A 13,169-nucleotide genomic window follows, 5' to 3' on the forward strand; every position below is an offset into this window, starting at 1 on the left:
TGGCACCTTCCGCAAGCGCGGAAGCGGCTTACTTGTCGCGCAGGCGCACTGGCAGGAAGATCGGCGGCTGACCGCGACGCAGCACCTGCAGCAGGATCGCGTTGCGATTCTGACCCGCCACGGCCTTCACCTGCGCATCGAGTTCCGCCTGGCTCGCCACCGGACGATTATTGGCGGTGATGATCACATCGCCACGGCGCAGACCCTTGGTGCCCGCATCGGTCGACGGATCGACGCCAGTGATGACGACGCCGCGCGTATCGGCGGCGATGCCCAACTGGCGGATGATGCCCGGCGTCAAGGGAATCGCGGAGATGCCCAGCGACTGCTGTGCCGCCTGACCCGGATTTTGTTGCTGCTGGCTGAAATCCTCATCCTGCTGCGGCGCGAAGTTGGTCAGTTCGTCCTCGCTCGGACGCTCGCCCACCACGGCATTGACCGTCTGGCGCTGGCCATTGCGGATCAGCACGATCGGCACGCGCGAGCCGATGGGCTGCGACGCGACGATGGACGAGAGATTCTGTTCCGGGCTGACTTCCTGGCCCGCAACGCTGACGATCACATCGCCTGCCTTGATCCCGGCTTTCTCCGCACCCTTGCCGGGCTCGACACCCTGCACGAACTCACCGCGATTCTTGGCAAGACCCAGCGATTCGGCCAGATCCTCACCCAGCGGGCTGATCTGCACGCCCAGATAGCCGCGACGCACGGTCTCGCCCTTGCGCAGCGTTTCCACGATCGGGGCCGCCTGTTCCGACGGGATAGCAAAGCCGATGCCGACATTGCCGCCCGACGGCGACAATATCTGGCTGTTGATGCCGATCACATTGCCACGCATGTCGAACATCGGGCCACCGGAATTGCCCTGGTTGATCGACGCGTCGGTCTGGATAAACTTCTCATACCCGCCGCCGGTATTGCGGTGGACGGCGGAGATGATCCCGGCGGTCACAGTGCCTGAAAGGGCAAAGGGATTGCCGATCGCGACCACCCAGTCGCCGACCCGCGCCTTGGTGCTGTCGCCGAATTTGACGAAGGGCAGGGGCTTGGGCGAATCGATCTTCAATACGGCCAGATCAGTCGCGGGATCACGACCCACCAGCTTGGCGGTATATTCCGTCTTGTTGGTCAGCGTGACGGTGATCGAGTCCACCGAAGCGCCCTCGGCACCGGCCGACACCACATGGTTATTGGTGACGATATAGCCGTCCGCCGAAATCAGGAAGCCCGACCCCAGCGACTGTGCCTGTCGGGTCTGCGGCTGTGCGCCGCCCCCCTGGCCAAACAACTGGCCAAAGGGCGTGCCCGCGAAGGGATTTTGCACCTGGACCCGCTGCTTGGTCGAAATATTGACCACGGCGGGCTGCAATTTCTCGACCATGTCAGCCAGGCTTGCCGGCGCGCCCTGCGGGGCCGCGGCGGTCAGGCCTTCATTCTGTGCGGTCTGGGCGCCGACATTGGAACTGGTGGTAACGGCAATGGCGGTGCCGCCCAGCAACAGGGCGCCGGTGATGGCATAAGCGTAACGCACTCGTGACGGTCCTCTCATGAACTGCGAAGGAATTGGAAGGCGGGACTTTGACGAAGCCCTGAAATGCGCCGCCTTCCCTTAACCCTCATTGAATGACGCTGGTTCCGTAATGATCGGGAGAGAAACAGGGCGCGGCTCAACGCCGCCCCTGAAACTGCTGCAGGAACTCATTATTGGGCGAAAGGATGATGTTGGTCTCCCCCGCCCGGTCTGGCGAGAAGGTGTAGCGATAACTCTGCATCGCCCGATAGAAATCATAGAAGGACGGGTCTTTGCCATAGCTCGCCGCATAGATGCGCGCGGCATTGGCATCGGCTTCGGCCCGAATGATCTGCGCCTGCTTCGCGCCCTGCGCCCGGATAGTCAGCGCTTCCTGTTCGCGCGCTGTCCGCATGCGGGTGAAGGCGCTGTCGAGCGGCGTGCCATCGGGCAAGTCGGCGCGCTTTATCCGCACATCGACGATCTCCGCCCCATATTGGCGCGCGACGCGATCCAGGCCCGCCTCGATATTCTGCATCACCTGGCCCCGCTCCGGGCTGAGCAGCGCGGCGAAGGGCCGCTTGCCCAGTTCGTTGCGCAGCGCCGAACCCAAGATCGGACGCAACGCTTCCGACACCCGTTCCTCGCTACCGGCGGCGATATACATGCGCAGCGGATCAACGATGCGATAGCGCGCAAAGGCATCGACCTGTAGCCTTAGCTGGTCGGTAGACAGCACCTGCTGGCGCTCCATTTCGACCGACAGCACGCGCTTGTCGATCCACACGACCTGGTCCACGAAGGGCCAGCGCATGATGATGCCAGCGCCCGTATTGCCGAAGGTTTCATTCTGGCGATAGCGGTTGATGATCGCCTTGGGATCACCGAAGCGGACGATCACGCCCTGCTTGGTTTCGGGCACGATGGCGATGGTGCTGCCCAGCAGAATGAGCAGCGCCAGCACGAACAGCGCCAGGGCTACGGGGTTGCGCAGGAATGCGGGCATCACTGACCCTCCGTGCTGGAGACGGCGGGCGCCGCAGGGGCGGCCTGCGCGGCACGCCGCTTGATTTCGGGCAGCGGCAGATAGGGTGTCACATTCGTCCCTTCGACGATGGTCTTGTCGACATTGGCCAACACGCCCTCCATCGTTTCATAATACATGCGGCGGCGGGTCACGTCCGGGGCCAGGCGATATTGTTCATACACCTTGTCGAAGGAGGCTGCCTCGCCCTGCGCCTTGGCCGTTACCTGCTGGGCGGCGGCGCGCGCTTCGTTGAGGTAGGTCTGCGCGGTCTGCTGCGCGGCCGACACAGCCTTGAACGCATCATTGACCGCGGCTGGCGGATCGGCCTGCTTGATCGCAATACCCTGGATGCGGATGCCGGAACGGTAACCGTCCAGTATCTCCTGCATCCGCTGTTCGACCTGCTGTTCGATCGCGGTACGGCCCGCGCCCAATGCGTCGTCCAGGCTGACGCTGGCCAGCACGGCGCGCATCGCGCTTTCGGCGACTTCGCGCACGGCGGCATCGGGGTTGGACAGTTGGAACAGGTACAGTTCGGGATTGCGGATGTTCCAGCGCACCGAATAGGCAAGGTCGATGATATTCTGGTCGCCGGTCAGCACCAGATTCTCATTCTCCGCCGTGGTCGATCCCACGTCGATGGTGCGGATTTCCTCGACATCGACGATCGTCACCGCCGCGAAGGGGGCGGGGAGGGTCAGGCTGATACCGGGGGTCAGGGTGCGGCTGTAACTGCCGAGATAAGTGACGACGCCGCGTTCCTGCGGGCCGACACGGTGGAAACTGGTCAGCACCAGCCATAGGATGACCAGGATGGCGATCCCGATCGGCCATAGCGCCTTGCCATTGGGACGTTGGGGCAGGCCGCCAAAGCCGCCGCCATTGCCGCCACCTTGGCCAAAGCTGTCACGGCCACGCCGCAACATTTCCTCGATCGCGGACGGACCTTTCTGCCCAACCGGCCGACCTGGTTGGGTCCAGGGATTGCGCGGGCCGCCATCGCCGCCCGCACCCTTTCCGCCCGAACCGTCATTACTCTCCGGCCCGTCGCTTTTGCCGCCCCAGGGGCCTTGCGCCATGCTCACGATGCCGGGCATCCACCCGAATAATCTTTTCATGTCACCTTCTATAGGAAGGCTGGCCCGCGAAAAACAGTGCCCTTAGGAGCGATTATTTCCTACAGGGCGTCGTCATGACCGATATTGCCGATTTTACCGCCCGCCTGACCGCTCTGACCGATGGCCGTGCCAGCACGCCGCGCGTCAAGGACGGGATCATGACGATCGCCCTCGATGTCGGCGGCCTGTCGCCTGACCGGCGCGACGGCCTTGTTGCCGCAATCCGCGAGGGCGGCCTGACTGTGCCGGGCGTCACCGATGTCCGCATCGCCCAGACGGCGGAACGCAAATCACTGCGCATCATCGCCGTGGCGTCGGGCAAGGGCGGCGTCGGCAAGTCCACTTTGTCGGCCAACCTCGCCGTCGCGCTGCATCGCCTCGGCCGCCGGGTCGGTTTGGTCGATGCCGACATTTATGGCCCGTCGCAGGCGCGGCTAATGGGTAGCGAGGATCAGAAACCCCAGGCCCGCGACAAGAAGATGATCCCCGTCACCGGCACGCTCGGCATTCCGATGCTGTCGATGGCGCATCTGGTCGAACCCGGCAAGGCGCTCGCGTGGCGCGGGCCGATGGTCGGCAACGCCCTGTCGCAACTGATCGACGCCGATTGGGGCGAGACCGACTTGCTGGTGGTCGACATGCCGCCGGGCACCGGCGACATTCAATTGACGATGGTGCAGAAACATAAGCCTGTCGGCGCAGTGATCGTCTCGACGCCGCAGGATCTGGCCTTGATCGATGCGACCCGTGCGGTCAGCCTGTTCACCCAGGCGGGCGTGCCGATGATCGGCCTTGTCGAAAATATGGCGGGCTATGCCTGTCCGCATTGTGGCGAAATCTCCGACCCGTTCGGGACCGGCGGCGCGGAGACGGCGGCAGGCGACATGGGGATGCCCTTCCTTGGCCGCATTCCGCTCGCCATCGATATCCGTCGCCAGTCCGACGCGGGCGATCCACCCGCCGCTGGCGAGGGCGTCCACGCCGACGCCTTCCGGGCCATCGCGCAGAAGGTGGCGGCGTGGCTCGATGGTGCGGCTTGACTGTCCTTTGACTGTCCTACAGCGGGGCGCCAGGCTATGATCGGACGTCCGCGCACCGTGACTTTGCGATAGGATCAGGGACGCGCAAGATTATGTCGCAATCAGCGGGAAATGTGCGAAGTTAAGCGATCCGTCTCCATCATCGGGAACGTCCCGGTCCTTGGCTCGTCCTAGCTGCATAAGGAGAATTTCCATGCCGCTGACCGCCCCGCAGGACATCGCCACCCTGCTCACCGAAACCCGCACCATCGCGCTGGTCGGCATCTCCGATCGGCCGGAACGGGCCAGCTATCGCGTCATGGCTGTCCTTCAGGACCATGGCTATCGTGTCCTGCCGGTCAATCCGCAGATTGCGGGCGAGCATGTCCATGGCGAATTTGTCTGGGGTCGGCTGTCCGACATCGGCGAACCCATCGACATGGTGGATATCTTCCGGCGCAGCGAAGCCGCCGGAGAGGCCGTAGACGACGCCATCGCCGCCGGCGCCAAGGCGGTGTGGATGCAACTCGGCGTCATCGATGAAGCCGCCGCCGCCCGCGCCGAAGCGGCTGGCCTCAAAGTGGTGATGGACCGCTGCCCGGCAATCGAAATACCCCGTCTGGGCATCGCGCCGGTCAGCGCCGATTAACGCTTTCCACCCGGCCATCGCGCCCCTATCAGTCGGGCCATGGCTCGCCCCCCGCGCACAATATCGGACAGCCGCAAGGGCATCGACCGGCGCACCCTACTGGTCGGCGGCGGTGCGGCGGCGGGGTTGCTCATCGCTTGGGGCGTTTGGCCGCGTGAGTACCAGCCCAATCTCAATGCCGGTCCCGGCGAAACGATCGTCAACGCCTTCCTCAAGATCGACCGGTCTGGGCAGGTGATCGTCATCGTGCCGCAAACCGAAACGGGCCAGGGGGTGACCACGGTCCTGCCGCAGATATTGGCCGACGAACTGGGCGCGGATTGGCGCACGGTCGCTGTCCAAAGCGCACCGATCAGCCCGCTCTACGCCAACACGCTGCTGGCGCGCGAATGGTTGGCGAGCGATTGGACGCGCTTGCTGGGCGACGCTGGCGATTGGGCGATCGGCCAATATGCGACGCGCAGCGGCCTGATGCTGACGGGCGGCGGCACATCAGTCCCGATGTTCCACGACGCCTATCGCGATGCCGGTGCGGCGGCGCGCATCCTGCTGTGCAAGGCGGCGGCGGCGCGCTGGTCGGTGCCGTGGGAAAGCTGCGATATCATAGAAGGACTGGTCTCCGACGGCAGCGAACGGCGGCTGAAGATCGGCGAGCTGGTCGAGGAAGCGGCACAGTTCGACCTCCCCGCCATCCTGCCCTTGCGGCAAGGGCAGGATGGGCGGCTGGCGGGGCAGGACGTCGCCCGGCTCGACACCCCCTCGAAAATCGACGGCAGCCATAATTTCGCCGCTGACATTCGTTTGCCCGACATGGTCCATGCCTCGATCCGGCAAGGACCGGTCGGCGACGCGATCCTCGCCGGGCTGGACGAGCGATCGGCAAGCAATGTCACGGGCTTCCTCAAACTGGTCCGCACCGAACGCTGGGTCGCTGCCGTCGCGACCAACTGGTGGGCGGCAAATAAGGCACTCGACCTCGCCGATCCTGTCTTCACCCTGCGCGGCAAGCCGGTCGACAGCGCGTCGATTGACGCAGCGCTGGAAGCGGCCTTTTCCGGCTCGGCGGGTCGTCGCCTCTATGCCCAAGGCGACCTGCTGCCGGTGTTCGAAGGCGCGACGTTATTGGCCAGCGAATATCGGGTCGAAGCCGGGCTGCACCTCGCGCTCGAACCGCTCTGCGCCACGGCGCGGGTCGGGCAGGATGGCGCGGAAGTCTGGATGGCGACTCAGGCACCGGGCTTGGCGCGTGCCGCCATTGCCGATGCCCTGGGCTTCTCCGAAACGGCCGTAGCCCTTTATCCGCTGCACGCGGGCGGTTCCTTCGGGCGCAAGATGGACTGGGACGTCGGCGTCCAGGCCGCGTTGATCGCGCGCGATGTGGGCCGCCCGGTGCAACTGCTCTGGTCCAGGCTGGAGGATGTGGTGCAGGACCGGCCCAGCGCGCCCGCGCAAGCGCGCATGGCCGCGAAAATCGGGCGTAACGGCGCGATCGAGGGCTGGCTGGCCAAAGTCGCGGCACCCTGCGCCATGACCCAGACCTGGGCACGCATATCGGATGGCGCGCTGCCCCATGAGGCGGCGGTGCAGACGGCGGACAAGGCATCCCGGCTGGCGGTCGCGGGGATGGCCCCGCCCTATGCGATCCCCAATTGGGCGGTGGATCATTATCCCGCCGATGTCGGCCTGGCACTCGGTTTCACGCGGGGCAACGCGCATCTGCATGGCGCATTCTTCACCGAAAGTTTCGTCGATGAACTGGCGCACCTCGCGGGGATGGAAGCGATGTCCTTCCGTATCCAGATGCTGGGCGGCAATCCGCGTTTGGCCCATTGCCTGTCCACTGCAGCGGCGATGGGCGGCTGGCAGGGCGGCATAGCGGGCAGCGGGCAGGGGCTTGCCGCGCACGTCATGCAAGGCGGCTATGCGGCGGTGATGGTCGAAGCATCGATGCGCGGCGACCGGCTGAGCGTCAACCGCATGATCGCGGCGGTCGATGTCGGTGATCAGGTCCACCCCGACATTGCCCGACAGCAGGTCGAGGGCGGCCTCATCTACGGCCTCGCTTTCGCGATGGGGGCGTCCGTCCCTTATGCGCGGGGCCTGCCGACCCGCGCGATTTTGGGCCGGATGAATTTGCCACGCCTCGCCGATATCGGCGAAGTGACGGTCGAACTGATCCGCAGCACCGCGTCCCCCGTCGGCGTTAGCGATCTCGCCGCGCCGCTGGTCGCGCCTGCTATCGCCAATGCATTGTACACATGGACAGGTCAGCGTTTGCGCAACCTGCCGCTATTGGCCACGATATGACCCTGCCCCCCAACCATCCCGCCATTCCGACCCCCAAAGTCGGCGTCCTCCTCATCAACCTCGGCACGCCCGATGCGCCCGACGCCGGATCGGTGCGGCGCTATCTCGGCGAATTCCTGTCCGACCGCCGCGTGGTCGAACTGCCGCCGATCCTGTGGCAGCCGATTTTGCGCGGCATCATCCTGACCACCCGGCCCAAGAAATCGGCCCATGCCTATCAACAGGTGTGGACCGACCAGGGATCGCCGCTCGCCTTCCATACCCGCGACACGGCACTGGCACTTCAACAGGCGATGGGGCCGGGCGTCACCGTCGATTGGGCCATGCGCTATGGCAATCCGTCGATCGCTTCGCGCCTGTCGGCAATGAAGAAAGCGGGCTGTGATCGCATCCTGCTCGCGCCGCTCTATCCGCAATATAGCGGCGCGACCACAGCGACGGCCAATGACGCAGCCTTCGCGGCGCTCAAGGCGATGCGCTGGCAGCCCGCCATCCGCACTCTGCCGCCCTATCATGATGACCCGGCCTATATCGCGGCGCTCAAGACCGCGATCGACACGCATGTCGCCGCGCTCGATTTCGCCCCGGACGCCATTCTCGCGAGCTTCCATGGCATGCCCGAACGCACCTTGCATCTGGGGGATCCCTATCATTGCCAGTCGGTCAAGACCGTCCGCCTGCTGCGCGAAGCACTGACGCTGCCGGTCCATATGAGTTTCCAGTCGCGCTTTGGCCGGGCAAAATGGCTGGAGCCGGAGACCGAAGCAACCCTTGCCGGATTGGTGCGCGATGGTGTCCGTAATATTGCTGTCATAACACCCGGATTTTCCGCAGATTGTCTGGAGACGCTGGAAGAAATCGCATTGCGGGCAAAAGAAGCCTTTTGGTCTGCAGGCGGCGAAAAATTTGCCTATTTACCCTGTTTAAATGCAACGCCCGACGCTATCACTTTGTACCAGAGGCTGATCGGCCGAGAGCTTTCGGGCTGGATCGACCAGCCCGCTTAGGTAAGAAGAGGATGCGCATATGGCGAGAGTAGCGATCGTGACCGGCGGTACGCGGGGCATTGGCGAGGCGATCAGCCTGGCGTTGCGGGACATGGGCTATACCGTTGCGGCCAATTATGGCGGCAATGACGAAAAGGCGAAGGCCTTTACCGAGCGCACCGGCATCGCCGCCTTCAAATGGGATGTGGGCGATCATCAGGCTTGCCTCGATGGTTGCGCTGCCGTCGCCGCACAGCTCGGCCCGGTGGACATCGTCGTCAATAATGCGGGCATCACCCGCGACGGCGTGCTGGCCAAGATGAGCTTCGACGACTGGAACGAAGTCATGCGCATCAACCTCGGCGGCTGCTTCAACATGGCCAAGGCGACCTTTGGTGGCATGCGCGAGCGCGGCTGGGGCCGGATCGTCAATATCGGGTCGATCAACGGGCAGGCAGGCCAATATGGCCAGGTCAACTATGCCGCCGCCAAGTCGGGCATCCATGGCTTCACCAAGGCACTGGCGCAGGAAGGCGCCAAGGCGGGCGTCACCGTCAATGCCATCGCGCCGGGCTATATCGACACCGACATGGTCGCCGCCGTGCCCCCGGCCGTGCTGGAAAAAATCGTTGCCAAGATCCCGGTCGGCCGCCTTGGCCAGGCCAGTGAAATTGCGCGCGGTGTCGCCTTTCTTTGCAGCGAGGATGCGGGCTTTGTGACTGGCACGACCTTGTCGCTCAACGGCGGGCAGCATATGTATTGATGGACATTGGCGACCCTGTTGATGGCCCGGAAGGGCCAATGGGGTCGCCCTTTGCCCCTCCGGTCAAACGGAGCGTGACGATCGCCGGCCATCAGACCGCGATCAGCCTGGAACCCATTTTCTGGGATGCGCTGCGAGATGCGGCGAAGCGGGCGAACCTGCCCATCAACGCCCTCATTGCGCAGATCGACGTGATGCGGATGAAGGCCGCCGATCCGCCCAATCTCGCCAGTGCGATACGCTGCTGGATTTTCGCCGCCGCCCTGCAGCAGCGAAGCGACGCGGTCAGCGAAGCGGACACTGGTCCGGGGTGCGCCGACAGCGTGTGAGGGTGGCCTCTGCTTGATCTCGGTGGGAACGCGTGGGGCGACCGGCTGATGGGATTCGGCGCGGCGTTGAGTCCGGTCGGTATGGGCTTTCAGGCATACAAGACGCGCCATGAGGGTCACGCCGCGAAGTTCACACCGTCGTCGGGCCATTGCACAGCAATTTGCGTCAATCGTATCGCCGAAGCGGTCGCGACGTGCCACCTGTGTATCATCGACGCGACGGTGACGCGACACACACGCGTCCCCTACGCGTCGGCGACGCGACGTGTCTGGGGAGCGGATAGGGGGACTGGAAGGGGCCGTGGGCGTCATCCATCAGGATAGACCAGAGAAAATCCTACATTGGAAGGGGTGTGGGGTTGAAGCGGGGCACCGATGTTCGGACATGTGTGTAATGAGGCGGCGTATCGGCCGGTTATGATATACGGATGGACTTTGCTTCGATAGGCTGTAGCGATGCACCGCTTCACGACAGTCCTATGTCTCTTTGTGCTGACAAATTGCGGTTCGTCGGAGCAGCAAAGGCGCGCTTATATCATGGACAGAATTGAGGCGACTGCCAAACTGCCCGAAGGATGGGAGGGTGTATCTAATTACTACAGATACTATGCCTACAGCATGTCCGAACAAGGCCAGAAGTTGGTTGAGGCGCAATTTGTCCAAAGTGAACGGCCTGGGCGTGAATGGGTGGAATATCATGATCTTCCTCAGGGAATGGACGCGGGGTGCGGCGTAATATCCGTGACATTCGACGTGGTCGGTGATCGTGTCGTGTCGGCATTATGTAACGGATTGCCCTAAGCTGCCTGACGGCAAATCACTCAATGCCGCAAATCGCCCGCGACTACCCCTTGCTCGCGAACGCGCTGTATCGCTCTCGCCAAGCCGCCACTTCTTCCTTCAAGTAACCCGGCGCGGGGTCGCCTGACAGGACGAGGCTGGCGACGTTATCGTCGGGGTGCATCAGCATCTTTCTGGACCCGTCGCTGAACCAGACGGGTATCAGTTGATCGCACAGGGCGTCGAGGATGGTGGCGGCCATGCCATTGGTGATCGCGGCGCTGCCCGGCTCCATGCGGACCATGATCGAGACGCCTTCGAAGCAGTTGCGCGGTTCGCGGACGAAATCGAGCGATACCAATATGCCGGATCGGTCCGGGCGGGCCGCATCGGGCAGGCTCGCGATCCTGCGCCAGGCGCAAAACCATGTCCGGCAGATGTGCGGGCGTTCGGCATGAATGCTGCACCCCTGCGCAGCGAGGTGAATACAGGGGATGTCGGCCGACTTCTGGAAATCGGGCGTATCCACGGTGAGGATGGTGCAGCAGGCCGTGCAATCGCCGCAGGTCCGATTGGGCAGGACTGGCCCCAGCAGGGTGGTTTCCAGATCAGTCTCTGTGTGCATCCCCGGCGGGTGCCCCGGCCGTGTCAGGAATGCAAGAGGAAGGCGGTTATGGGGAGCAATGGCGGGAGGCTACGCCCCCTCACCCAGCTTCCACTAGGCAGCAAGCTGCCAAGTCTGCGCAGCCCTCTCCCCCACGGGGGAGAGGGATAATCGACTAGCCCCAGGCGATGTGGTGCGGCTCCCCTTGTCACTCCAGCATCGCCGCCAATTTCGGCGTCATATATTCCTGCGCGCCGGTGTCGGTGCGCAGGATCAGGCGGGCGGGGAGGGCGTGGCGGGTGGCGAGCGCCATGCCGTTTACGGGGCCGAGGATGGTGATGGCGGTAGCCCAGGCGTCGGCCTGCATCGCGCTGTCGTGTAGGACGGTGACCGAGGCGACGCCGGTTGCGATGGGGGTGCCGGTGGCCGGGTCGATGCTGTGGGAGAGGCGGCGGCCATCTTCCAGGCGGTAGCGGCGATAGTCGCCGGAGGTCGCGACCGACAGGCCGGACAGGGCGACGCGCAGGACTGGGATAGTCAGGTCCGGGGGCGATTCGACATCGACCCACCAGGGCTGGATGTCGGGCTTGATACCTTCGCCGCGCAATTCGCCGCCGATTTCGATGAGGAAGTTGGCGAGGCCCATGGCGCGCAGGCGCGCGGCGACGGCATCGACGGTGAATCCCTTGGCGATGCCGGAGAAATCGAGCGCGACCGGGGCGCAGCGGCGAGCCTGATCGCCATCAATCTCGATCGCCTGCCAGGGCGTCGTCGTCGGCGCAGCGTCCGGGCGGAGGAGGATGGCGGGGCCAAAGCCCCATTGGTCGACCGGGTGGCCGATGGCGGGATCGAACGCGCCGTCCGACAGCCGTGCCATGTCCAGCCCTGCGCGCAGGACGGTCAGCATGTCGGCGGGCAGCGGCATCCATGTGCCGATAGGGGCGCGGTTGAAGCGGCTGATGGCCGAGTCCGGCTCCCAATTGCTCATCTGCGCGATGATGCGGGCCAGCACCGCCGCGATTTCCGCCGTGCAGCCAGCGGGCGGATCGACGATATGCGCCGACCAGCTGGTGCCCATGGTGGGGCCGCCGAGTGTCATGACGCGGCCCGTCCGCTGTCGCCCGACGAACAGGTCGGGCGACAGGCCGGGCGGGATGGCGATGCGGATGCCGACCGTCAGGGGGCCAGCACTTCCAGCGTCGAGACATAGGCGGCGCGGCGCTGGGGTGGGCCAGCGGGACGTGCCGGGGGCGTGGGCGCTGCGCCGGGCGCACCTGCGCCGGGGCCACCCATGCCGCCGGGACCGCCGGGGCCGCCGGGGCCGCCTTCGCGCCCGCCGCCGATGCTGGCATTCATCCAATACATGCCGGGTTCCGGCCAGGTGACGACGACCTTGCCATCCTTGTCGGCGGTCAGGTCCATCTGGCCCAGCGCGTCGCGATAGCGGATGCCGCCGGGGATGACGGTGACCTTGAGGTCGGCCGCAGGCTTGCCGTCGAGCAGGAACTGGAAGGTCGCCGCTTCGCCCGACACCAGATCATTGGGATGGGTGACGGGGACCATTTCGATGCCGGTGCCGGTGGGTTTGAAGATGGTCGTGGTCGGCGCGCCCAATGTCACGAAAATCTCGTTGCGGTTGGACATTTCGGCGGTCTGCACATCGGTTGCGCCTGCTGGGATGACGCTGGCCAGCTTGTCCTTGGTCGTGCCGCGCGGCAGCCGTTCCTGCTTGCCGTTGAGCATATAGCTGCCCATCACCCCGGTCGACACATTGGCGATGCGATAGGTGCCGGGCTTGGTCAGATGCACGTCGAAGGTCGAGCGATAGCGGCCCTTGGCGGCGTTTTCGATTGTGCCGGTGCTGCCGTCCGGTTCGGTCACGGCGATGCCGTCGGTCGCCATCGGGAAATGTTCGAAGTAGAAAACGTCATTGGAGATGGCAGCGTCCACCGTCACCCAGCTCTCGTCGCCCGACAGGGTTGTGGACGATGGCAGCATCCATTGGCGATGGGCCTGCGCGGTGGCGGGCAGCATCAGGGCGGCAAGCGCGCCCGCGATCAGATATGTGGCTTTCATG

12 protein-coding genes are annotated in these 13,169 nt (G+C 64.6%); 6 read left to right on the forward strand and 6 right to left on the reverse strand.

Translation table 11 applies throughout. The features are described from left to right. Window positions 1-28: 28 nt before the first annotated feature. From ACZ2HM_RS00600 to hflK, 3 genes are all read right to left on the reverse strand, one after another. The gene (locus ACZ2HM_RS00600; RefSeq protein WP_470425931.1) at window positions 29-1,531 is read right to left on the reverse strand and encodes a Do family serine endopeptidase; all 1,503 of its coding nucleotides are present in this window, start codon (window positions 1,529-1,531) and stop codon (window positions 29-31) included. Between the two features lie 136 nt (window positions 1,532-1,667). Then, complete coding sequence (locus ACZ2HM_RS00605; RefSeq protein ID WP_333971410.1) at window positions 1,668-2,516, reverse strand: protease modulator HflC; 849 nt, start codon at window positions 2,514-2,516, stop codon at window positions 1,668-1,670. Continuing rightward, window positions 2,516-3,655 carry an FtsH protease activity modulator HflK gene (gene hflK, locus ACZ2HM_RS00610; protein WP_333971408.1) on the reverse strand — a complete coding sequence of 380 codons (1,140 nt, stop codon included), beginning with the start codon at window positions 3,653-3,655 and terminating at the stop codon, window positions 2,516-2,518. Before hflK ends, ACZ2HM_RS00605 begins: the two co-directional genes overlap by 1 nt. 74 nt (window positions 3,656-3,729) lie before the next feature. Between hflK and ACZ2HM_RS00615 the strand changes: the two genes are divergently transcribed. The 6 genes from ACZ2HM_RS00615 (at window position 3,730) to ACZ2HM_RS00640 (ending at window position 9,708) form a co-directional block, all read left to right on the forward strand. After that, entirely contained in the window at window positions 3,730-4,695 is a 966-nt protein-coding gene (locus ACZ2HM_RS00615; RefSeq protein ID WP_470425932.1) for an Mrp/NBP35 family ATP-binding protein, read from the forward strand. 193 nt (window positions 4,696-4,888) lie between these two features. After that, window positions 4,889-5,323: a CoA-binding protein gene (locus ACZ2HM_RS00620; protein WP_069065086.1), complete on the forward strand. Its 435-nt coding sequence runs from the start codon at window positions 4,889-4,891 to the stop codon at window positions 5,321-5,323. Between the two features lie 39 nt (window positions 5,324-5,362). Further along, window positions 5,363-7,630 (forward strand): molybdopterin cofactor-binding domain-containing protein, encoded by a 2,268-nt coding sequence (locus ACZ2HM_RS00625; RefSeq protein ID WP_470425933.1) that lies wholly within the window; start codon window positions 5,363-5,365, stop codon window positions 7,628-7,630. Further along, on the forward strand, window positions 7,627-8,637 hold the full coding sequence (hemH, locus tag ACZ2HM_RS00630) for a ferrochelatase (RefSeq protein ID WP_037476870.1): 1,011 nt from the start codon (window positions 7,627-7,629) through the stop codon (window positions 8,635-8,637). The genes ACZ2HM_RS00625 and hemH overlap by 4 nt, the downstream gene beginning before the upstream one ends. 19 nt (window positions 8,638-8,656) lie before the next feature. Next, entirely contained in the window at window positions 8,657-9,379 is a 723-nt protein-coding gene (gene phbB / locus ACZ2HM_RS00635) for an acetoacetyl-CoA reductase (protein ID WP_470425934.1), read from the forward strand. Then, window positions 9,379-9,708, forward strand: a complete 330-nt coding sequence (locus ACZ2HM_RS00640; protein WP_052027729.1) for a ribbon-helix-helix domain-containing protein — start codon at window positions 9,379-9,381, stop codon at window positions 9,706-9,708. Before phbB ends, ACZ2HM_RS00640 begins: the two co-directional genes overlap by 1 nt. A gap of 844 nt (window positions 9,709-10,552) precedes the next feature. On the opposite strand, the gene ACZ2HM_RS00645 is transcribed toward ACZ2HM_RS00640, so the two are convergent. From ACZ2HM_RS00645 to ACZ2HM_RS00655, 3 genes are all read right to left on the reverse strand, one after another. Next, the gene (locus tag ACZ2HM_RS00645) at window positions 10,553-11,113 is read right to left on the reverse strand and encodes a YkgJ family cysteine cluster protein (RefSeq protein WP_037476868.1); all 561 of its coding nucleotides are present in this window, start codon (window positions 11,111-11,113) and stop codon (window positions 10,553-10,555) included. 187 nt (window positions 11,114-11,300) lie between these two features. Further along, window positions 11,301-12,170: an FAD:protein FMN transferase gene (locus tag ACZ2HM_RS00650; RefSeq protein WP_470426893.1), complete on the reverse strand. Its 870-nt coding sequence runs from the start codon at window positions 12,168-12,170 to the stop codon at window positions 11,301-11,303. 98 nt (window positions 12,171-12,268) lie between these two features. Beyond that, window positions 12,269-13,168 (reverse strand): DUF4198 domain-containing protein, encoded by a 900-nt coding sequence (locus tag ACZ2HM_RS00655; RefSeq protein ID WP_470425935.1) that lies wholly within the window; start codon window positions 13,166-13,168, stop codon window positions 12,269-12,271. Window position 13,169: the final 1 nt, after the last annotated feature.

This window comes from Sphingobium sp. KKT206, from assembly GCF_055640555.1.

Excerpts from the sequence above, each read along its gene's own strand:
- ACZ2HM_RS00605 (WP_333971410.1), bottom strand. The coding sequence starts at position 2,516 with ATGCCCGCATTCCTGCGCAACCCCGTAGCCCTGGCGCTGTTCGTGCTG.
- hflK (WP_333971408.1), bottom strand. The coding sequence starts at position 3,655 with ATGAAAAGATTATTCGGGTGGATGCCCGGCATCGTGAGCATGGCGCAA.
- ACZ2HM_RS00615 (WP_470425932.1), top strand. The coding sequence starts at position 3,730 with ATGACCGATATTGCCGATTTTACCGCCCGCCTGACCGCTCTGACCGAT.
- ACZ2HM_RS00620 (WP_069065086.1), top strand. The coding sequence starts at position 4,889 with ATGCCGCTGACCGCCCCGCAGGACATCGCCACCCTGCTCACCGAAACC.
- ACZ2HM_RS00625 (WP_470425933.1), top strand. The coding sequence starts at position 5,363 with ATGGCTCGCCCCCCGCGCACAATATCGGACAGCCGCAAGGGCATCGAC.
- hemH (WP_037476870.1), top strand. The coding sequence starts at position 7,627 with ATGACCCTGCCCCCCAACCATCCCGCCATTCCGACCCCCAAAGTCGGC.
- phbB (WP_470425934.1), top strand. The coding sequence starts at position 8,657 with ATGGCGAGAGTAGCGATCGTGACCGGCGGTACGCGGGGCATTGGCGAG.
- ACZ2HM_RS00640 (WP_052027729.1), top strand. The coding sequence starts at position 9,379 with ATGGACATTGGCGACCCTGTTGATGGCCCGGAAGGGCCAATGGGGTCG.
- ACZ2HM_RS00645 (WP_037476868.1), bottom strand. The coding sequence starts at position 11,113 with ATGCACACAGAGACTGATCTGGAAACCACCCTGCTGGGGCCAGTCCTG.
- ACZ2HM_RS00650 (WP_470426893.1), bottom strand. The coding sequence starts at position 12,170 with ATGGGCACCAGCTGGTCGGCGCATATCGTCGATCCGCCCGCTGGCTGC.
- ACZ2HM_RS00655 (WP_470425935.1), bottom strand. The coding sequence starts at position 13,168 with ATGAAAGCCACATATCTGATCGCGGGCGCGCTTGCCGCCCTGATGCTG.